Origin of the sequence: Thiobacillus sp., assembly GCF_013693775.1 — a bacterium.
Lineage (GTDB): Bacteria > Pseudomonadota > Gammaproteobacteria > Burkholderiales > Thiobacillaceae > Thiobacillus.
In genome coordinates this window covers 13521-34202 of sequence record NZ_CP059257.1, presented here as the reverse complement: position 1 = coordinate 34202, position 20682 = coordinate 13521, and the positions used below count along the sequence as shown (strand labels likewise).

At 58.0% G+C, this 20682-nt stretch carries 20 protein-coding genes and 1 pseudogene; 1 reads left to right on the top strand and 20 read right to left on the bottom strand.

Annotated features, from left to right (window positions below; translation table 11 throughout):
• The first annotated feature begins 41 nt into the window (after positions 1-41).
• Complete coding sequence (locus HZY77_RS00185; RefSeq protein WP_296817673.1) at positions 42-635, top strand: rhomboid family intramembrane serine protease; 594 nt, start codon at positions 42-44, stop codon at positions 633-635.
• Positions 636-653: 18 nt separating this feature from the next.
• On the opposite strand, the gene HZY77_RS00180 is transcribed toward HZY77_RS00185, so the two are convergent.
• From HZY77_RS00180 to HZY77_RS00085, 20 genes and pseudogenes are all read right to left on the bottom strand, one after another.
• Positions 654-1025: a DUF5615 family PIN-like protein gene (locus HZY77_RS00180; protein ID WP_296817671.1), complete on the bottom strand. Its 372-nt coding sequence runs from the start codon at positions 1023-1025 to the stop codon at positions 654-656.
• The gene (locus HZY77_RS00175) at positions 1022-1186 is read right to left on the bottom strand and encodes a DUF433 domain-containing protein (RefSeq protein ID WP_296817669.1); all 165 of its coding nucleotides are present in this window, start codon (positions 1184-1186) and stop codon (positions 1022-1024) included. The genes HZY77_RS00180 and HZY77_RS00175 overlap by 4 nt, the downstream gene beginning before the upstream one ends.
• Before the next feature lie 219 nt (positions 1187-1405).
• A complete protein-coding gene (gene galE, locus HZY77_RS00170) occupies positions 1406-2416 on the bottom strand; it encodes a UDP-glucose 4-epimerase GalE (protein WP_296817667.1) in 1011 nt (336 codons plus the stop codon).
• A gap of 16 nt (positions 2417-2432) precedes the next feature.
• Positions 2433-3356 carry a dTDP-4-dehydrorhamnose reductase gene (gene rfbD, locus HZY77_RS00165; RefSeq protein ID WP_296817665.1) on the bottom strand — a complete coding sequence of 308 codons (924 nt, stop codon included), beginning with the start codon at positions 3354-3356 and terminating at the stop codon, positions 2433-2435.
• Entirely contained in the window at positions 3353-3895 is a 543-nt protein-coding gene (gene rfbC / locus HZY77_RS00160; protein ID WP_296820960.1) for a dTDP-4-dehydrorhamnose 3,5-epimerase, read from the bottom strand. Before rfbC ends, rfbD begins: the two co-directional genes overlap by 4 nt.
• Positions 3896-4018: 123 nt before the next feature.
• Positions 4019-4933, bottom strand: a pseudogene (gene rfbA, locus HZY77_RS00155) (glucose-1-phosphate thymidylyltransferase RfbA); the annotation flags it as partial.
• Between the two features lie 138 nt (positions 4934-5071).
• On the bottom strand, positions 5072-5251 hold the full coding sequence (locus HZY77_RS00150) for a four helix bundle protein (protein WP_296820958.1): 180 nt from the start codon (positions 5249-5251) through the stop codon (positions 5072-5074).
• Between the two features lie 34 nt (positions 5252-5285).
• Positions 5286-6368, bottom strand: coding sequence for a dTDP-glucose 4,6-dehydratase (rfbB, locus tag HZY77_RS00145; RefSeq protein ID WP_296820957.1), 1083 nt, complete (start codon positions 6366-6368; stop codon positions 5286-5288).
• Positions 6369-6385: 17 nt separating this feature from the next.
• A complete protein-coding gene (locus tag HZY77_RS00140; protein ID WP_296817662.1) occupies positions 6386-7669 on the bottom strand; it encodes a nucleotide sugar dehydrogenase in 1284 nt (427 codons plus the stop codon).
• Between the two features lie 73 nt (positions 7670-7742).
• Positions 7743-8492 carry a WecB/TagA/CpsF family glycosyltransferase gene (locus tag HZY77_RS00135; RefSeq protein ID WP_296817660.1) on the bottom strand — a complete coding sequence of 250 codons (750 nt, stop codon included), beginning with the start codon at positions 8490-8492 and terminating at the stop codon, positions 7743-7745.
• Between the two features lie 3 nt (positions 8493-8495).
• Positions 8496-9593, bottom strand: coding sequence for a UDP-N-acetylglucosamine 2-epimerase (non-hydrolyzing) (gene wecB, locus HZY77_RS00130; protein ID WP_296817658.1), 1098 nt, complete (start codon positions 9591-9593; stop codon positions 8496-8498).
• Positions 9590-10426 carry a glycosyltransferase family 4 protein gene (locus tag HZY77_RS00125; protein WP_296820956.1) on the bottom strand — a complete coding sequence of 279 codons (837 nt, stop codon included), beginning with the start codon at positions 10424-10426 and terminating at the stop codon, positions 9590-9592. Before HZY77_RS00125 ends, wecB begins: the two co-directional genes overlap by 4 nt.
• Before the next feature lie 326 nt (positions 10427-10752).
• Positions 10753-11964, bottom strand: a complete 1212-nt coding sequence (locus HZY77_RS00120) for a glycosyltransferase family 4 protein (protein ID WP_296817656.1) — start codon at positions 11962-11964, stop codon at positions 10753-10755.
• Between the two features lie 51 nt (positions 11965-12015).
• On the bottom strand, positions 12016-13848 hold the full coding sequence (locus HZY77_RS00115; protein WP_296817654.1) for a heparinase II/III family protein: 1833 nt from the start codon (positions 13846-13848) through the stop codon (positions 12016-12018).
• Positions 13849-13957: 109 nt separating this feature from the next.
• Entirely contained in the window at positions 13958-15022 is a 1065-nt protein-coding gene (locus HZY77_RS00110) for a glycosyltransferase family 4 protein (RefSeq protein ID WP_296820955.1), read from the bottom strand.
• Positions 15003-16172 carry a glycosyltransferase family 2 protein gene (locus HZY77_RS00105; protein ID WP_296817652.1) on the bottom strand — a complete coding sequence of 390 codons (1170 nt, stop codon included), beginning with the start codon at positions 16170-16172 and terminating at the stop codon, positions 15003-15005. The genes HZY77_RS00110 and HZY77_RS00105 overlap by 20 nt, the downstream gene beginning before the upstream one ends.
• Entirely contained in the window at positions 16169-17629 is a 1461-nt protein-coding gene (locus HZY77_RS00100) for an O-antigen ligase family protein (protein ID WP_296817650.1), read from the bottom strand. Before HZY77_RS00100 ends, HZY77_RS00105 begins: the two co-directional genes overlap by 4 nt.
• Before the next feature lie 21 nt (positions 17630-17650).
• Positions 17651-18289 (bottom strand): class I SAM-dependent methyltransferase, encoded by a 639-nt coding sequence (locus HZY77_RS00095; RefSeq protein WP_296817648.1) that lies wholly within the window; start codon positions 18287-18289, stop codon positions 17651-17653.
• A 30-nt stretch (positions 18290-18319) separates the two neighbouring features.
• Positions 18320-19516: a lipopolysaccharide biosynthesis protein gene (locus HZY77_RS00090; RefSeq protein ID WP_296817646.1), complete on the bottom strand. Its 1197-nt coding sequence runs from the start codon at positions 19514-19516 to the stop codon at positions 18320-18322.
• A 184-nt stretch (positions 19517-19700) separates the two neighbouring features.
• Positions 19701-20675 carry a GDP-L-fucose synthase gene (locus HZY77_RS00085; RefSeq protein WP_296817644.1) on the bottom strand — a complete coding sequence of 325 codons (975 nt, stop codon included), beginning with the start codon at positions 20673-20675 and terminating at the stop codon, positions 19701-19703.
• Positions 20676-20682: the final 7 nt, after the last annotated feature.

Sequence of the window (20682 nt, the reverse complement as noted above, 5' to 3'; positions counted from 1 at the left end):
GCAACTTGCCACTTGAAACTTGTTCCTTGAAACTGCCTTTCATGCCGCCGATCACTCTTGCCCTCATCCTGCTGAATGTTCTCGTCTACGTACTCGAACTCGTCACCGGGCCCGAGATCATCCGCATCTTCGCCCTGTGGCCGCCGGGCTCGGACGGTACGTTCCATCTGTGGCAATTGGTCACCTACAGCTTCCTGCACGGCTCGCTTACCCATCTTGGATTCAACATGTTCGCCGTGTGGATGTTCGGCGCCGAACTGGAAAGGCGCTGGAACGACCTACGCTACCTGTTGACCTATCTGCTCAGCGTCGTGGTGGCCGCGATGACGCAGATCGCCGTCTCCGGCTATTTCCTGCACAGCAGTAGCCCCGTCATCGGCGCTTCGGGCGGCGTGTTCGGCCTCCTGCTGGCCTATGCGCTGTATTTCCCGCGCAGCGTCGTCAGCATCATCTTCCTGCCCTTCATCCGCATCCCGGCACGCCTCTTCGTGCTCGGCTATGGAGTCGTCGAGCTTGTCCTCGGCCTCACCAGCACCGATGCGGGCGTCGCTCATTTCGCCCATCTCGGCGGGCTGTTCGGCGGCTGGCTGNGGGTGCAGTATTTCCGCGGGCGCGGGGTGTTCGGCAAGCGCTGAGACTGCCCGCCATAGAAATTACGTGCGATGCAACGGCAACAAGCGCAAGCGTGTGCGACTTGAATCAACCGTCAGCAAAGCACCTTCCTGCAGTTCTGACTCCATCTGACGCAGGGCAGCAGCCACCTGAGCGCCGATTTTGTCCGGATTGACATCCTCTGCACGGATTTGCACGACACTGGGTTTTTCGCCATGCGTCGCCGCCAGAATCGCACTGAAATCAAGATCATGGGTGAGCACGACATAATTATTTTCGGCGGCATAGGCCATGATTTCCGAATCAGGGGCGTTTACTCTTCCGATGGCCGACCAATGATCCGCCTGTAGACCGAACCCATTCAGCAAGCCCACCCAACGCGGCGAAAGGTTCATGTCCACGAGCACCTTCATGCGCTGGCCAGCGTGACCTCACGTTCTTCGGCACGCCATGCCGCGTATCGCAGTGCCTGCATGATGTCCTCGCGTTCGAGATAGGGGTAGTCTGCGAGTACTTCTTCAATGCTTCGGCCCGCGCCGATCTGACTCACAACCATGCCGACCGTGACGCGCATCCCCGAATGCAGGCTTTGCCGCCCATCACCTCGGCTTGTTGAGTAATACGATCAAGCCCCTGCGTCATGGCCCGCTCCCCCATCTAAAAACTGCAAAAGTAATACGCCAAGCATAATCCAGAATTCCAGGACAGGCACCAGGCAAAACCCGGCCAGGCCCTCACGCCCTTCCCCCGGTACGGGCCGTTTGTGCCTTGGTCCTTTTAATTTGCCCCGGCCTTAAACATATCCCTCCGGATTCCCCGCCTGCCAGCGCCAGGCGTCGGCACACATGCGCGGCAGATCATATTCGGCCCGCCAGCCCAGCTCGCGCGCTGCGCGGGTCGGATCGGCCCAGCATTGCGCCACGTCTCCGGCACGACGCGCCACGATCCGGTACGGCACCGGTTTGCCGCTGGCCGCCTCGAACGCACGCACCATGTCGAGCACGCTCACCCCGCGTCCGGTGCCCAGGTTCCAGGTCTGCACGCCGCCCAGTTGCAGCAATTTGTTCAGCGCCGCCACATGCCCGCGCGCCAGGTCGACCACATGGATATAGTCGCGCACGCCGGTGCCGTCCGGCGTCGGATAGTCGCCGCCGAACACATTGAGATGCGGGCGCCTGCCTACCGCCACCTGTGCCACATAGGGCATCAGGTTGTTGGGAATGCCGCGCGGGTCCTCGCCGATCAGTCCTGATTCGTGCGCGCCCACGGGGTTGAAATAGCGTAGCAGCGCAATGTTCCAGGCTGGATCGGCCAGGGCGATATCGCGCAGCATGTCCTCGATGAACAGTTTGGAACGGCCATAGGGATTGGTCGCCGACAGCGGAAAATCCTCGGTGATCGGCACCGTCGCCGGATCGCCGTACACCGTGGCGGACGACGAGAACACCACCGCCTTCACGCCGGCCGCCGCCATTTCCTCGAACAGCGCGATGCTGCCGGCGATGTTGTTGTCGTAGTACAGGAGCGGTTTTTCCACCGATTCGCCCACCGCCTTCAGCCCGGCGAAATGCACCACCGCGTCGATCGCGTGATCCGCGAACAGTCTACGCAACGCCGCCCGGTCGCGGATGTCGCCCTGTACGAATGTCACCGGCCGGCCGGCGATCTGCGCCACCCGTTCCAGCGATTTCACGCTGCTGTTCGACAGATTGTCGAACACCACCACCTCATGCCCCGCCGCCAGGCACTCCACAGCGGTGTGTGAGCCGATATAGCCCGCGCCGCCGGTCAATAACACTTTCACATGCGTCTCCTCCGTATTACTTGCCGTCTGTCTCCAGGCACAGCGCCAGCGCCGCACGCCAGTCCTGCAGTCGTATACCGAACGTCTGTTCAAGCTTGTCGCTGTTCAGTCTTGAATTGAGCGGGCGTTTTGCCGGAGTCGGGTAATCGCTGCTCGGGATCGGAACCAGTCGGCCCGACACCCAGGTCTCGTCGAATTCATCGAGCGACTGGATCGCCTCGGCAAACCCGTGCCACGAGGTTTCGCCGGCATTCGCCATGTGATAGACGCCCCAAGGCTCGGCCTGATTCGCGGCTGACATGGGCGAGGCAATCTGGCTCAGCGCTTGCGCCGTGGCCTCGGCCAGGTCGCGGCACCAGGTCGGCGCCCCGATCTGGTCGGCGACGATCTTCAGCTCCGGCCGCTCCCGCATCAAGCGGCGCATGGTCAGCAGGAAATTGCTGCCACGCGCGCCGTACACCCAGGACGTGCGGAAAATCAGATGACGACAGCCGGCGGCCTGGATGGCGCGCTCGCCTGCCAGCTTGCTTGCGCCATACACATTGAGCGGATCGCAGGCAGCGTCCTCTTTCCAGGGTGTGCTGCCACTGCCGTTGAATACATAGTCGGTGGAGTAATGCACCAGCAACGCGTTCAGCCGGGCCGCCTCTTCGGCCAGGATGCCCGGTGCAACGGCGTTCACTGCATGCGCCAGCTCCGGCTCGCTCTCGGCCTTGTCCACCGCGGTATAGGCAGCCGGGTTGACGATGATACCCGGCGCGATATCGCGCACCGTCTGGCGTACCGCATCGGCATCGGCCAGATTCATGGCCCGGGAATCCAGCGCGACCACCTCGCCCAGACAGCCGAGCGTACGCCGCAGTTCCCAGCCGACCTGGCCACGGGCGCCGGTGAGGAGAATGCGGTGAGCGGGGAGCGGTGAGCGGGGAGCAGCCGTCATGCGTAGATCTCCGCATCCTTGAGCAGGGGCTGAACCTGGTCCTTGGCGGATAGCACGGGCGTCCCTTCGAGCGGCCATGCCACCCCGATCTGCGGATCGTCCCAGCGGATACCGCGATCCCACTGCGGAGCGTAGTAGGTGGTGGTCTTGTAGAGGAAATCGGCGCTATCGGACAACACCAGGAAACCATGTGCGAACCCGGGCGGGATCCACATCATGCGCTGGTTCTCAGCCGATAGCTCGTAGCCGACCCATTGCCCGAAATGCGGCGAGGACTTGCGCAGATCCACCGCCACATCGAAAACCGAGCCACTCACCACGCGAACCAGTTTTCCCTGCGGCTCATTGACCTGGTAATGCAACCCGCGCAATACGCCCCTGGCTGAACGCGAATGGTTGTCCTGCACGAAATCCGCTTCAAGGCCAAGTTTCGCAAACGTCAGTTTGTTCCAGCTTTCCAGGAAGAAGCCACGCGCGTCGCCGAACACCTTGGGTTCAAGGATAAGGACGCCGGGGAGAGAGGTTTCGAGTACGTTCATTTTGGGTGAGTGGTGAGTGGTGAGTGGTGAGTGGTGAGTGGTGAGCAGTGAGCAGTGAGCGGGGAGCGGGGAGCGGGGAGCGGTTTCAGCNTTACTGCTCACCGCTCCNCTGCTCACCATTTCAAAAATCCGTTCATTCAACATATTCAGCAAATATTGCCCATACCCATTCTTCCGCATGGGTGCAGCCAACTTCTCCACCTGCTCGGCTGTGATATATCCCTGCCGATAGGCGATTTCCTCCGGACAGGCGATCTTCAGGCCCTGGCGTTTCTCGATCGTTTCGATGAACAGCGAAGCCTCGAGCATCGATTCGTGGGTTCCGGTATCCAGCCAGGCATGCCCACGCCCCATGATCGACACATCGAGTTCGCCCGCGTCAAGATAGTGCCGGTTGACGTCGGTGATCTCCAGTTCGCCTCTCGGCGAGGGCTTCAGGTTGCGGGCAATGTCGACCACCTGCTTGTCATAGAAATAAAGCCCGGTGACTGCGTAATGCGATTTGGGCCGAGCGGGTTTNTCTTCCAGACTGACCGCTTTTCCTGTGGCATCGAAGTCCACCACACCATAACGTTCCGGNTCGTGCACACGATAAGCAAACACCGTCGCACCGATTTCCCGCTCGCTCGCCACGCACAGGTCTTTCGCCATGTCATGGCCATAGAAAATATTGTCGCCCAGTACCAGTGCGCTGGGGCCGTTCCCCACAAAATCCGCACCGATGACGAACGCCTGGGCAAGTCCTTCCGGGTTGGGCTGCACGGCATACTGCAAACTGACTCCCCACTGGCTGCCGTCGCCCAGCAACTGCTCGAAGCGCGGCGTATCCTGAGGCGTCGAAATGACCAGTATGTCCCGAATTCCTGCCTGCATCAGCGTAGTGAGCGGGTAATAGATCATCGGCTTGTCATAAATCGGGAGCAGCTGCTTGGACACGGCAAGCGTCGCCGGATACAGGCGGGTGCCGGAGCCGCCGGCCAGGATGATGCCTTTTCGGTGAGCGGGGAGCAGTGAGCGGGGAGCGGATTGGGGTTGCATGGTCATTCAGTCTCTTTCATTTTCTTGTGCAGGCCAAAACCAGTTTGCTCGTTCTTCCAAGCAAGGGCTCGACCTGGTTTTCATCTGATCTCACAAATCCGAGTCGGATGGCAATTTGATATTGGGTATCCAATTCACTTAACGACCCCGAGCAATGCTGAGAAACCGGGCGAATTCGCGGCTTCCATCCCGAGCAGCGCCCTCAGCCAGATTACTCGGTATGGAAACCGCAGCACGGCGCATCTGCGACACCAAACCGTACTGTTCCTGTGCCGGAAAAGTCGCAGTGATCCGATAAACCACCTCGACCAATTCCATCGCACTTTTCCACGCCTCGAGCCGCTCGTGGGGCTTACCGCTCACCGCTTACTGCTCCCCGCTCACCATACTGCACATCCACCCACCTCCGATATTCCCCACTCGCCACATGCTCCACCCACGCCATGTTGTCCAGATACCAGCGCACCGTCTTGCGGATGCCCGTCTCGAAGGTCTCGGCCGGCTTCCAGCCCAGTTCACGATGGATTTTTCCGGCATCGATCGCATAGCGACGGTCATGGCCGGGACGATCCTTCACATAGGTGAGCAGGCGTGAATACGGCCCGGCCGGATCGGGACGCATCTCGTCGAGCAGCGCGCATACCGTCTTCACGATCTCGATGTTCGGCATCTCGTTCCAGCCGCCGACGTTGTAGGTCTCGCCCGATCTTCCTCTTTCCAGTACGGTCCGGATCGCCGAACAGTGATCGGTGACATACAGCCAGTCGCGCACGTTCATGCCATCGCCGTAGATCGGCAGCGGCTGGCCGCGCGTGGCATTGAGGATCATCAGCGGGATCAGTTTCTCAGGAAACTGATAGGGGCCGTAATTGTTCGAACAATTGGTCGTCAGCACCGGCAAGCCATAGGTGTGGTGGTACGCCCGCACCAGGTGGTCGGACGACGCCTTGCTGGCCGAATACGGGCTATTGGGGGCAAACGGCGTGGTCTCGGTGAACGGCGCATCGTCCGGTCCCAGCGAACCGTAGACCTCGTCGGTGGACACATGCAGGAATCGGAACACGGCCTTCTCCACTTCCGGCAGGCTCATCCAGTGGCCACGCACTTCTTCCAGCAAATGAAAGGTGCCCACCACGTTGGTCTGGATGAAGTCTTCCGGCCCGTGGATCGAACGGTCGACGTGCGACTCGGCGGCAAAATTGACGATCGCGCGCGGGCGATGCTGGCTCAGCAGTTGACCAACCAACGCACGGTCACCGATGTCGCCCTGCACGAAGACATGGCGCGGATCGCCTTTCAGGCTGACCAGGTTCTCCAGGTTGCCCGCATACGTGAGCTTGTCGAGATTGACGACTGGCTCATCGTTGACCCGCAGCCAATCCAGAATGAAGTTCGCACCGATGAAGCCGGCACCACCTGTCACGAATATCACGATAAATTCCTAATCACAGTCTACAAACGCCAGACATTAAACCCGGCCGCCTTGATGGCTGTCTGGTCATAAGCTGACTTAACATCGGTAAAAATCCCCCCNTTCCGCAGTCCGGAGGTCAGATCGGCCAAGGGCATAGCCAAATACTCCGCGTGCGACACCGCCGCCACGATGGCATCGGCATTGTCGGGCAACTGCTCCCAGGGAGTCAGGCGGATGCCATATTCGTGCTCGGCCTCCTGCGATTCAGCAATTGGGTCGTGAACGGCAACGTCACAACCGAAATCCTTGAATTCTTTTACCAGATCGGCCACCTTGGAATTGCGCAGGTCAGGGCAGTTTTCCTTGAAGGTGAGCCCCAGCACGATCACTTTTGCACCCTTCACCGTTCCGCCGTTGTTGATCATGTCTTTGACGGTTTGCTGTGCTACGTAGGCCGCCATACCATCGTTGATCTTGCGGCCAGCAAGAATCACCTGCGGATGGTAGCCCAGCATCTCGGCCTTGTGGGTCAGATAATAGGGATCGACGCCAATGCAATGACCACCGACCAGTCCAGGGCGGAACGGCAGGAAATTCCATTTGGTACCCGCCGCTTGCAGAACCTCCAGGGTATCGATTCCAAGACGATCGAAAATCAGTGCAAGCTCGTTCATCAGGGCAATATTGAGGTCGCGCTGTGTATTCTCGATCACCTTTGCAGCCTCGGCGACCTTGATCGAACTGGCACGATGCACGCCCGCGGTGATGACCGACGCATAGAGTTCTGCGACCGCTTCAGAGGTGGGACCATCATCACCTGACACAACCTTCACGATTTTGGTGATGGTGCGCTCCTTGTCGCCTGGATTGACCCGCTCGGGCGAATAGCCGACATGAAAATCCTGCTTCCATGTCATGCCCGAGTGCTTTTCCAGCAGCGGGATGCAGACTTCTTCGGTTGCACCAGGATAAACCGTGGATTCATAGACCACCGTGGCGCCCTTCTTCATGTGCTTGCCAACCGTGGTGGAAGAACCGACCAGCGGAGAGAAGTCGGGGATATGGGCCTCATCGACCGGCGTGGGCACGGCGATGATGATGAAATCAGCCTTGGTAATCGTGCTGGGGTCGGTACTGACGCTCAAGCGGGTCGCCGCCTTCAGGTCTTCCGTGCTGACTTCCCCGGTGGGGTCGCAATGGTTCTTGTAGCTGGCGATTTTTGACGCCGACAGATCGAAACCGATCGTCTCGAATTTCTTGCCGAATTCGACCGCCAAAGGCAAACCGACATACCCCAGGCCAACAACAGCAACAACCGTCATGGTCGCTCCCCAATATTACTCACTAGAACTTGCATCATGGAACCCTGTACTGATGTTGCCCCGAATACAGAACTCACTTCCTCAATAGCTGCAGCGCCGCGCCCAGGATGAACAAGGTATTCGTCACCAGATAACGTTTCCACAATCGCCTCGGCTCCGATACCAGACGGTGCAGCCATTCCAGACCGTTGTCGCGCATCCAGGCCGGCGCGCGCCGTACCGTGCCGGCATGGAAATCAAAGGCTGCTCCTACCCCGATCATCACCGCATTGACGCGTCCCCGATGCTCGGCCATCCAGCGTTCCTGCTTGGGGCAGCCGAGTCCGACGAACACGATGCCTGCACCGCTATCATTGATCCGGGCGACTGCTGCGGCATCCTCTTCTGCCGTCAGCGCGCGAAACGGCGGCGATTCCATCGTCATCTGCAAATCGGGAAATGCCGCCGGCAAGCGGCCTTTCAGCAACCCCAAGGTTGCCTCGGTACTGCCGTAGCAATAGATCGGCACGCCTTCATTCGCCGCGCGCTCGCACAATGCCCACATCAGATCCGGTCCGCTGATGCGCGGCTGGCCATCAAATCCCTGTTGCCTCAGCATCCACGCCACAGGAGCACCGTCTGGCGTCGCCATGTCCGATCTGTTGATCACCTCACGGTAGGTCGCACANCGCCATGCACTCACCACCACATGCACATTGCAGATCGTCACATAGCGGCTTTCGCGCGCATGCGCCCAGCCGAGTAAACGACTAATCGCGTCGGCCCACGACAAGGCATCTATGTGGGCACCGAGCACCGAGCCGACAGTTCGCTTGGATGACATCGCTCAGGATCTCGCCAGATCGGCTGCCAAGATCGCCACGATCCGTTCGGCCGCCCTGCCGTCCCACAGTTCCGGCCGGCGTCCCGTTTTCGTCTCACCGAGGCCCGCAAATGCGGCCAGGATATTCTCGGGCCGCGTGCCTACCAGCACGTTGGTCCCTTCTTCGACCGTTACCGGCCGCTCGGTATTCTCACGCAGGGTGAAGCAAGGCACGCCCAATGCGGTCGTTTCCTCCTGCAGGCCGCCGCTGTCGGTCATCACGACCGCAGCGTCCTTCCACAGATGGAGAAACTCCATATAGGCCAACGGACCGGTCAGTGTCACCCGTTCGCCCAGATCGATGCCGAACTTATCCAGATTGGCCCGGGTACGCGGATGAACCGGGAAAATCAGCGGCAGCGACTCACTGATTTCGCGAAGCGAATTTCCAATGCCCGTAAATGTCTCCGCGTGGTCGACATTGGACGGTCGATGCAAGGTCACCACACCGTAACGTGGCTGCCCCGCCTTGTAGTCCGCCGTCGGGAACACGCTCATATCCACCTGCTGCAGCTTGTCATGCTGGTAAAGGAGATTGTCCACCATCACGTGGCCCACGAAATGGATCTTCTCCCGGGCCTTGCCTTCGCGCAGCAGGTTGTCCACCCCGGCAGGTTCGGTGACGAAGAACCAGTCCGAGATCGAATCGGTGACGATGCGATTGATCTCTTCCGGCATTGCCATGTCGCCGCTGCGCAGGCCGGCTTCCACATGCGCCACCGGAATATGCATCTTCTTCGCCACGATCGAACAGGCGATCGTCGAATTCACATCGCCCACCACCAGCACCGCATCCGGCCGCTCGGCCAGACACAATTGCTCGAAACCCAGCATGATCTTCGCCGTCTGCTCCGCGTGCGAGCCGCCGCCCGCCCCCATGAACACATCCGGTGCCGGAATCCCCAGTTCCTCGAAAAACACTTCGTTCATCTCTCGGTCGTAGTGCTGGCCGGTATGGATGATCTTGTAGCGCAGTCCGCCGTGGGATCCCAGCGCCCGCACGATCGGCGCGATCTTCATGAAATTGGGGCGCGCACCTGCCACCAGGTAGAGTGTTTTCATCGGGCCAGCCTCGTCAGTTCGGTCACAATGCGGTTGATAAATTCACGGAAGGCGAATTTGCCGGTAATCATCTCGCGTGAACGTTCGCCCATGCGGGCAGCCAACTCCGGAGAATCCAGAATCCTTGCCATCTTCTCGGCCAGCTCTTCGGGCGTGTTCTCACGCAAGCGAAAGCCGTTCTCCCCATCCACCACCAGATCATCCGCGCTGCCATCGGCAAATCCCGACACGATCGGCAGGCGATGTGCCATCGCCTCGTTGATCCCCAGCCCGCCGGTACCCGGCAGCACGTACATCTCTGCCGCATCGAAATACGGCCCCACGCCTTCCACAATCGACCCGGTCAGCACCACATCGTCGCGCTCCGCACATAACTGCCGGATCACAGGCAGATGCTCCCCATCGCCCACCAGCACCAGCACCGCATCCTTGCGTTGCATCCGGTCGAGCGCCTGCAAAATCACCTCGATACGCTTTTCCGCCAGCACCGCGCCCACAAACAGGATGATCTTACGGTCGCCGATTTCGGGATGCTTGCCGACCACTAATGCTCGTGCCTCGGCCTTGGGCAGGGTTGCAATCTTTTCCTCGTTGATGGTGTTGTGCATCACCGTCACCTGGTCCGCGCGCGCACCGTGGCTCATGGCGTAATCGCGCGCGTTGGAATGGTAGGCGAGGTGATAGTCGTAGCGTGGAATAAAACGATCGAGCAAAAAGCCTTTCAGCTTTCCTGGGTGATACTCATATCCACATTGCCATGCTACCAACTTGAAGCCGAGCCGCTTTTTCAGACCCGCAATTTTCCAGTGTGTGACATTCCCCACATGACACATGTCCACGACGATTTCGGGTTTGATTTCGTGAATTTTTCCAGGACGCCAGTTTGATTTCTGAAAACGTAAGTGCCTATCCGATATTCCCTAAAAGCGAATTTGGATTCGCGTGTAATCACCGATTCTTTTACACCGACCCGACCCACCGCAGAGCCAGATGTCTGCCCAGAAAGCAGATGTAATTCAATACCATGATCCTCTAGCTGCTTTTCCAGCGCTTTGAAAAGCTCGCGGTGATAATGCGCAACCCTGTCAAAGATAAATAGAACATGCTTCATCAACTCCCCCAGTGCCAAATCGAAATGGCAGACGATTTATATTTATTGTTATTTATTCAAAAGCGTCAGTGCGACTTTCACCCGATTTTTCCACGACATTGTTTCACTCACATTGGTAATTGCCGCCCGTCCCATTGCCACACGACGCGTTTCATCTCCGGCCAACTGCTTGATTGCCTCAACAAGGCCACGCACTAGGCCTTCCTCATCCTGATTCTGGGTAGATACGATGATGGCCGTGTCAGGCCTTACCAAAGTTGCCGGCCCGCCCAAATCCAGGCATATCACTGGCAAACCATACGCTTGTGACTCCAACACTACATTTCCGCCAGAATCATGCAGACTGGGAAAGAGCAAACAATGCATCTCACGATACAGTGAAAACAGTTCAGACTGCGGAAGGTAACTGATCCAGCGGATACGCTCCTCTACGCCCTCCTCGCGCGCTAGGCGTCGGAGCTCGGTTTCGTACGGTCCTCGTCCAACCACGGTAAATTCACAATTGGTGCCATGGCGCCATAATGTCGCCATGGCACGAATAGCGAAATGCACGCCCTTCAGGCCCAACAATCTTCCTGCGTATAGCACACGCAGCGGCTCGCCCACCTGTCTAATGGCCGGCTTGATATCTGCAGGCACATCAATACCGATTTCCTGATGCACGATGGCTCGCTTACGGTAAGGCCAAGGCAAGGCATTACGTGTGTCTTCTGTTCTAACCAGAATCAACGCAGCCTTGGCGTAAGCGGCCCACAGAAACGGATCGAACAACGCCAGCTTGTTGACTAGGGTTCGCAGTAGCTCCCTAACCTTCTCTCGTCCCTTGATTGAACGCTTGAGCCGCAGAGGTGCATCTTCCCCGCCNCCTAATGGGCCAAACACAAACGGAATTCCCAGATAACCCAGAAACGAAGGGGTGCGATAAACCCCATAACTAATGTGCATGGCGAGATCGAAATGATTCTGCTTTTGAAGCCGCCAGGCAAAAGGCAGCAGAGCGAATTGCCAGGCTGTGTATAGCAGTTGCGCCGTTGAAAAATTAAGGGGAACTAGCCTTAACCAAGCGGGCCGGAAATAAACGATGCGCAAATTAGGATGCCCCTCTTGGGAAAGCCGTGCCTCGATCGCCTCACGGCGCGTGATGTCGGTCACCACAGTGACCTCGTGATTCGCCGCCAATTCCAGCGCCCAGCGCCACCCNCCACCGCCCTCACTACCAGCAGCTGGCACGCAGGCGAATGCACTCAGTAAGATTTTCATCGATGTTTCACTGGTTGGTTTCATTATCAGTACGGCGCTCCCTGACTGCTCTCACTCCGCTGCGGCCGCGCCCTCCTGCACTGGCCCAATCAGCGTATACATGGTCTGGATTCGCCCCTGGCTCACAGGATAGCGAACATAGATTGCAGATCTGTTCCGCTTGTCGAGCACCGGCGGCTTGCCCACGAGCATGACCCCNTCGGCCGGTCCCTCGACCCGGACGCGCAACGCCATGGTTCCGCAGGTAGCGTTGAACTCGAAACGAGCCGGTAAGCGGTAGGCTCCTGTCTGCTGCCAGTAGCCAAATCCTGACTCGGCAGGCAGACTCGGCCGTGTTGTGCTCTGGAGCTTCGGCAACGCAAGATCGCAATCCATATGCAGGATGGTGCCAATCGTTCCGCCAGAAGTCTGGCTGCGGTTCACCTCGATGACATCGGTAACGCTTTGCGCATCCAGCATGAACCGACGCGTAACCGATACACCTGGCTGATAGTCCAGTTGCTGTGCCGACATGCGCCCAAGCGTGGGCTCAAAGCTGAGCAACTGACCCAGAGCAAACCGGTATTGGCCCCGATCGTCGACGATGGGCACGTTGTGGGCGGCGGCACGGGTGAAATAATTCTGATGCAGCGGGCTGCTGTAAACCGTCGTCCCCAGATCGGTCACGATACGACCCTGGTCATGATGCAGTTCGAACGAAAGTGCCTCGTATTGCGCATGGTTGCGCGAGGCCTGGCCAAAATGCAGAAACAGATGCCAGCCCTGATGCCGCAACATGGCAAAGCCCGTGTCATCCATGCGGCGTGATTCGAGGGGCAAAGGCGCAGGGGCGGCTATTTCCGGATTCCAGTCGACATACAGCCGCGGCCAGGTTTTCGCCGACAGCCATTCGACGACGCCAACCTGCGTCGGCAACAGATAGGCAGCTTCGCGCAACAAATAGCGATTGAATGCCATCGGCGCACCCCGATTGTCGCCGGGGTTGGGCAACGTGCCATCGGGAAAACGCAAGGTGAGCGGTGCGACCAGAAGATTATGCGCAGCCTGCCGGATCGGCTCCACTTCATTCTGCCGGCCATAGACTGCCGCCTCGTGCAGGAAGGGCAGCAGGGCATACACCACATATTCACTGTAGCCGAATGTGCCCTCGTTCCAGAGGCCATCGCGGGTAGTCGCGGCGCGCAGGATGGCGGCTACGCCGCGGTCGCCCCACACCGCCTCGTGCCACAACGCCGAGTCATTCAGCAACAGCGCCATGCCGGCGACCGCACCGCGCTGCCAGACGGAGATATTGTTGAACCCATTGAAGCTGTCGAGCAGATTGCGGGCGGACGGTGCGATCAGGTCGGACTTCCACCCCGCCAGTTCTTCAGCAGGCACATCCGCCTGGATCAGGCGGATGGCTGGAACCAGCATCACCATCATCTGGGCTTCGTCGAGGCTGCTGCCCATCAGGCGCGTCTTGCTTCCCGCGCGCGTCTGCATCGGCCATCGCGAATACTGGCGGGCATACAGATCGATCTGGCTGCGTGCCCAATCGAGCGCCTGCCGGTCGCCAGTCAGCTTGAAGAGGCGTGCCGCAAGCAATACATAGGACGCATTGCGCGTGCGGAAATAAAANACCCAGCCGCCGAAGCGCTTTGCCTCGGGTGTGCCTGGCAAGCCTATCGGCGGTAAGGGCGTGTCTTCCGTCCACTGCATTTCCTTGAGGGTTGCCGGGTCGAAATAGTCGTGCATATACCCGGCCACCCAGTCGGGGTGGTCGCCGCCACGCGCCTGCCAGCGCTGCAGGCGAACACGTTCGGAATCCACCCATTTNTTCCAGGCCGGATCGGCATCCATCCTGCTGCGAGCCAGCACCCAGTCCTCGACAGACCGCGGCATATCGCGACTGTATTTATAAGCGGCATACGGATCGTCCGTCGGTCCGGCTTGGGCGGCAGATAGCCCGACCACACAAGCCAAGCTGGAAAAAGGAGTAACAAGGCGAGTTTCAAATGGGCCATGGACGCCTCCCAGTCAAACCGTATGACTCAAGGTAGCGATCGGCTACGCTCTCCCAGGCGTAACGTCCAGTCGCGGCCCGCCAGGCGGCAGCACCCAGCCGTTCGCGCAATTCAGGCTCACACAACAACCGGGTGAGGATGGTGGCGAGCTGGCTACTATCCCTTACGCCGAAGAACAGCGCTTCGTCGTCGGCAAGGTATTCGCGAAAACCGGGAATATCGCTACATACGCAGGGCTTGCCAAATGACAAGCCCAACATGAGCGCGCCGCTCTGAGAAATGTTGTGGTAGGGAAAAGTGAGAATATCTGCCCGTTCCGCCAGGGCGGCCAGGTCTGTGTTCGAGAGAAATGTGCGCTGGATGGTTATGCGCGAGTCCAGTCCGGCTTCACGTATTTGCGTCTGGTAACGTTCCACCAGATCGGGCGATCCACCGCCCATGACCAGGATGTACCACGGTTGTTCGACGGGAAGTGCGCGTGCCGCAGCGATCAATGTGTCGACACCCTTGTACTCGCGAATGATGCCGAATTGGAATATCAGAAGCTTGCCTTGCATGCGCGCCAGGATGTCTGCCGCCAACGGGCTCGGCACCTGTTCTTTGCAGGATTCGCGCATCGCAACATAGCTGCCATGCGGAATCACGTCGATTTTCTCGGTGGGGATACCAAAACGATCGACGATTTCGCGTCGCACGTTCTGGCTCAGCACGACGATACGATGCGGCACGCGGTACCAGATGTGCAACAGTGCCTCACGCCAGGGACTGCGTTCATGTGGAACCGCATTGTGCGCGGTGAACACCAGCCTGCACAGAAAGGGCCGGGCAAGCATGAAAATTGCCAGTTCCATGGCGTAGAAACGCGGAAACTGCGAATGCACGACTCCTCGCCTGTGTCGCCAAAGTTCCAGAATCAACCGGGCAAAGGCACGCGCAGCCTTGCCAAGTGCAGCCAAACCAAGACCGCCGCCAAAATACGGCCAGAGCTTGAACAGCCTGCCGTTAAAGTGGGCTTCATTCAGCCGGCTGTTTTCAACAGTAAGGACGCTCAATCTGCAGCGGCCCGACAGCGTCTGGCATAGATCGACAGCGAAATCGTTGGTGCCGCTCAGGGCATCGACGATCAGTACGTGATTGTCCGCCGACGCACGAATACTCACGCGAGTTGCTCCGCATCAGGATTGCGCAAAGCCTCCCAGACTGCACGCGCAAACCCCTGGCCTCCGACCAGTGCGCCTTGGCCGTGTATCGCAATGCATCCAGCAACGTCGCACGCCACACTGCGGAGACATACTTCGGATAGTAACGTCTTGTGAACACGAGTCGGTTGCGCGCAATATAGTAGGCGGCCAGTTCAGAGCGCCGCGACGCTGCCTGCGTGCTGCCGCCGGCCTTGTGGTAGACGAGACTGAGTTTGGCGTACCCCAGCTTGAATTCGGGTTTGCCCCGCTCGGCCCAGTCGATTTCCTCGAAATACAGAAAATACCGCTCCTCCATCAAGCCGACATGTTGCAGAAACTGGGCACTGACCAACATCGACGCGCCGACGATATACGCCATGCGACGCTCGATGTCCGCCGCATCGATATCCCGCAACTGCGCCACAGGTGATTCGGCGCCGAGGTGCAGGCCGCGACCGCTCGCCTCCCGGTATTCAGCACCGCCCAGTGCCTGGATCGTCTCCGGCCGGCCGGCATAGATCAGCGTCGAACCCACCATTCCGATGTCCGGGTCATCTTCCGCGCGTGCGATCAGATGGTTCAATGCGTCTGGCGCAGGATAGGCGTCGTTATTAAGCAGCCAGAAATAATCGTACGTACCCTGGTTGAGAAGATAGCTGAGCGCCAGATTGTTGCCTGCGGCGAAACCGCCGTTGCATTTAGCCTGGATAACAGTGAGGCGACTAGGCGCTGGTGGTGCAGCCAACTCACTCTCATCCAGCAAGGTATGGGCTATTGCTTCTTGTTCGGCCCGCACACGCACTTTCTCGCCAAGCAGGCTGGGCAGTACAGCCACTTCACGGCCTTGCGCCCAGGCGAGGATATGTTCGACCGAGTCATCGCCGGAATTGTTGTCCACGACTACCGCATCAAAATGGACATAGTCCCCTGCGAACAGGGTCTCCAGGGCCAGTAGCGTATCCCGCCACCCACGCCAGTTCACCAATACAACGCCTACGCGAACCGGGTTTGATGCGTTCATTTCACCTTCGCCCCGGCGTGTGCTTCGAGGTCTATCAGCCTCGATGCGGTGAGGATCATGGCGATCAGCAGCGATACGGTGACCAGCCCTCCCAGGCGCAACCATTCCGGTTGAGTCAGCGTGTTGACCATGAACATGCTCATTGTGGAAATGGCCGCGGCGAGGTTCAGACGCAGCCCTTCCACCTTTCCATACAATACGGGCCTGTGCCGCACCCATATCCGCCATAGATTGCGGTAAATCCAGAATGGCACCACGATAGCCAGCAAACCAAGCTTGACCGCAAGCCCCAGGTAACTGTTGTGGATGTAGGTGAATTCACCTTCGTGGACTTCTCTTCCGTGGGTGCCGCTGTATTTCTTGTATTCACCGCCGATGCCGACGCCCAGTGCCGGGTTGTGCGCGATGGCGCGTATCGCCTGTTTGTTCTCATTCAGCCGATAGCCGACTGAAGTGCCCTTCCCGCCTTCTTCCTCCACACTAAACAGTCGTTCTTCAACTGCACCGATGAGATGAGGTTTGGCCACCAGCAGCCCCGCTCCGAGCACAAGCGCAAAGAGAACGGTAAGTGTGAGCGCGCCCATCATCAGTCGGTGCNNGCGCGTGATGAAAAAGAACACCAACATACCTGCGAAAGCAGCGAACCAAGCACCCCGTGTAAAAGTGACGATGAGCCCCAAACCCAGCAAATTGACGAGCACAACCCAGAGGAATTTGTTCCGCGCCATGGCAGCTCGCCCGAGTGCGTAATACAGGGCATAACCGAGCAGGAAGTTCGCTGCACCGGCAGAACTGCGAATGACATCGCTGAATTCCTCACTGATAAGTTCGGCACCCCTTTCGGCATAAATCAGGCGCACACCCGATACCGTTTGTGCCACCAGCAGCAATGCAACCAATACGGCAAACGCGCGCAGATAGAAGTCCATGCGCTTGAAATGCCAACGGAACGCATAGATTGCAACGGGCAAGGCGATCCAGCCCACGAGATTGCGTGTTTCGGCCAGCCCGTAAGCATCGTGCTTGATGCCTACGCTGTATGTGATACTGATTACATACATGATACCCAGCACAATCAAGGGCGCATGCAGCGGTTGCAGGGTTTGCATGATCGCAGTGGGCCGGTACAAGGTCTTGATGAATACCAGACCGCCCAGTATCAGCAACAGCATTTCTCCGGTATGAATAACCACGCCTGCGATCGGCAGGGATGGCTGCAGAAATATCGGAATGATCCCGAAAATCGAGGCCACGGACACCACAAGAGCAAGCTCAACGTTGAAGATGGCGACCAGTAAGGTAATGGGGATAAGGATCAGCGCGAGAGCAATGAAATATGGCAATACCGCCGAGGCCAACCCAAAAAAGGCAGCCAGAAACATGGCCAGCAAGGCCAATAGAGAAAATCCGAAGACCCGTCCCCACTCGATATTGCGGTAAGTTGTAGTGCTTAGCATGGAACGCTCCTGACTACTTTCTCATTGCCGATCGGCACGAATCAGATATTGAAACTCGAAATAAGGCCGAGCATGCGACAGGGTAAGCGCATCCAACAGACGGTATTTCCAGTTTCTCGTATGTGCATTCGTTGCACTGACTTGCTCTATTGAAAAACCCGCAGATTCGACAAGTTCGATCGCTGTGGCGCGAGTAAANAAGCGCAAATGGGTTCTGTCCAGAATGCCGGAATCTTGGTAGTCCCATCGCCCTCCCAGCATGAGAGGAAGCAGTACCCGGTAATAGCGGACATTAGGAATGCTTGCCACAAGCACGCCGTTTGGTCTCAATAAAGCGGCCAACCGTCGCAGGGTTTCCCAAGGATCAACCAGATGCTCCAGCACATCTAGACATAGCAGCAAATCGATCGATCCTGGTTCTATCGGAAGCTCCATCGCTTCGATATTTCCCTGAATAACCTGATCCAGCCTCATTGAAGCCTGCGCTGCTGCGGTTGGGGATATTTCAATGCCGCACGTCCAGTCACACAAACCCTGTTGTTTAAACAGGGACAAAGTGTGGCCCGCACCGCAACCAACCTCCAATGCGCGCGGTGCATGGCTTGGCAGTAAAGGTAAAATTTCTCGCCTGGCATGAGAAAAGTAATCCTCGGTTTTCACGTTGTATTGCGATTCAGTTGCTCTCATTGGCTACCCCGCGGCTGAAGCAAANAGGTTGTTGGATTGTCTGCTGCACCAGCGCCAAAACAGCACATGCGCCACAGGCAAAATCACCGCATATACCGCGACACGAACATTGATTGCACCGTCCACCCCGTAACGCGGGACTGCCCAGAACGTACCGGCAACCACGACCAGCAAGGCCATGAAAGTGACTGTATTGCTCAACATGAACAATCCACGTCCCAGCCATTGAGGGGTGAGCATGATGGACAGCGACAAGCCGAGTAACGAAGGTAATAACGCGGTAAACATGGGCACAGACGGTCTGAACTTCTCACCTGCCACCAAAGGAATGAGATATGGCGCCAGTAGCCAACCGGCCAGTGCAAGCAGCAGAATGAATCCCATCACGCGCAGGATCAATCTGCGTTGGTGTGGCCAGTAACGAGCCGGATCACTCTTCGCCATATCGCCATACAAAATCATGAGCGTGCTCTGTGGCAGGATCAGGACCAGGCCAACCAATTGCAGCGCGAGCTGAAANAANCCGACTTCGGCTTTCGCCAANAAGTGATTGGCAATCAGGATGCTGGACTGATCCAGCAATAACGCGCTGACAGAGGCCGGGTGCAGCTTGATGCCGGCTGCAAGCAGCGGTTTGACTTCTTCCGACAACCAAGTCAGTTTCCATTTGATGCTGTGCATCATGGGAATCAACGCACTCAGAACGACAATTGCCTGCGTGATGAACATGGCGATGAGCGCCCCNTCGACCCCAAACTGCAGCCAGGCCACTAGCGCCACGAACACGATAACCCCNAGGGTTCGTCCTATGTATTGCGCCCGGTTGACCAGATTCATGCGCGCCAGGCTGGCATAGATGTTAGGTGCATACTGGTCCCACATCAGGAGCGGAAGTGTGGCAAAGGCAAGCACCAACACCTCGATTGACAGGCCCTTGAACATATCGCCATTGGTCAATGCGAAGCCAATTGTTGCGATCGTCCATGCAAGCAACGATGCGATCAATCCAAGCCCTAGCAAGGTCCCCATCATCGCCTGTGGGGTATACGCCTCGCGATTTTGCTGGATTCGGTATTGCAATGCTGGTCCAACACTGAAATGGGAAACAGTGCAGAAAGTAGACATCCAGGCAATGGCCGCCACGAATATGCCACGCCCTTCCGGACCAAGGTAGCGTGCAGATACAATCAGCGTGATCATTGACACGAGTGTTCCGTATCCACGCGCTGTAGCTACAGCCACGATATGCCTGAATGAGGACGACATGATTATTTGCGTCCCAAGCCAGCCTTTATTAATTGGCGTTCAATACTTGAAGACACGATCAAACCTCGATTCGATGCGCTCGGATTTACAGTCAAATTCAGGCTGACAGGGATTCGAGTCATGAATCGCTGTTCGCCTGGAAATCCCGATACGCCGCATCCAAACCGTTATGCATGGCAGTACGTGCGCTCCACCCCATGGCATTCAATCGGCCGACGTCCATCAATTTCCGCGGAGTTCCATCCGGCTTGCTGGCGTCGAATTCGAGCGCACCCTTATATCCCACCACGTCCTTTACAGTCTCGGCCAGCTCGCGAATGGTGAGATCATGACCCACGCCAATGTTCATCAATGGTGCCAGACCGTCGTTACGGTCCTGCCCCAGCAAGGGAACAAACTGCTCGTCCGGCAGATTCATCAGGTAGACGCAGGCATCGGCCATGTCTTCGCTGTAGAGGAATTCTCGCCTGGGCGTCCCGGTTCCCCACACGGTCACGCTCGGTGCATTGGCGAGCTTGGCTTCGTGAAAGCGGCGAATCAGTGCAGGGATGACGTGGGAGTTCTCAGGATGGTAGTTGTCGCCGGGGCCATACAGGTTGGTCGGCATGACGGCCAGATACTGCGTCTTGTACTGGCGGTTGTAGGCCCAGCACATCTCGATACCGGCAATTTTGGCCAGAGCGTAGGGGCGATTGGTGGGCTCCAGCTCGCTGGTGAGCAGGTGTTCTTCCTTCATCGGCTGCGGGGCGAGCTTGGGGTAAATGCAGCTGGAGCCCAGGAACAGCAGGCGCCTGACGCTGTTTTTGTATGCCGCGTGGATGACGTTGGTCTGGATGGCGAGGTTGTCGCGGATGAACTCGGCCGGGTAGGTGTTGTTGGCGTGGATGCCACCGACTTTGGCCGCGGCCAGGAAGACGTAGTCCGGTTTCTCCCGTTCGAAGAAGGCGTCGACCGCGGCTTGGCTGGTAAGGTCGAGTTCGGCGTGGGTACGGGTCAGGAAGTTCTCGAATCCTTTTTCACGCAGGTTGCGCATCAGGGCGGTGCCAACGAGTCCACGGTGGCCTGCAATATAGATTTTAGATTCAGGATTCAAGATTCAA

Excerpts from the sequence above, each read along its gene's own strand:
- rfbD (WP_296817665.1), bottom strand. The coding sequence starts at position 3,356 with ATGACGGCTGCTCCCCGCTCACCGCTCCCCGCTCACCGCATTCTCCTC.
- HZY77_RS00105 (WP_296817652.1), bottom strand. The coding sequence starts at position 16,172 with ATGAACGCATCAAACCCGGTTCGCGTAGGCGTTGTATTGGTGAACTGG.
- wecB (WP_296817658.1), bottom strand. The coding sequence starts at position 9,593 with ATGAAAACACTCTACCTGGTGGCAGGTGCGCGCCCCAATTTCATGAAG.
- HZY77_RS00175 (WP_296817669.1), bottom strand. The coding sequence starts at position 1,186 with ATGCGCGTCACGGTCGGCATGGTTGTGAGTCAGATCGGCGCGGGCCGA.
- HZY77_RS00125 (WP_296820956.1), bottom strand. The coding sequence starts at position 10,426 with ATGTGTCATGTGGGGAATGTCACACACTGGAAAATTGCGGGTCTGAAA.
- HZY77_RS00180 (WP_296817671.1), bottom strand. The coding sequence starts at position 1,025 with ATGAAGGTGCTCGTGGACATGAACCTTTCGCCGCGTTGGGTGGGCTTG.
- HZY77_RS00150 (WP_296820958.1), bottom strand. The coding sequence starts at position 5,251 with ATGGAATTGGTCGAGGTGGTTTATCGGATCACTGCGACTTTTCCGGCA.
- rfbC (WP_296820960.1), bottom strand. The coding sequence starts at position 3,895 with ATGAACGTACTCGAAACCTCTCTCCCCGGCGTCCTTATCCTTGAACCC.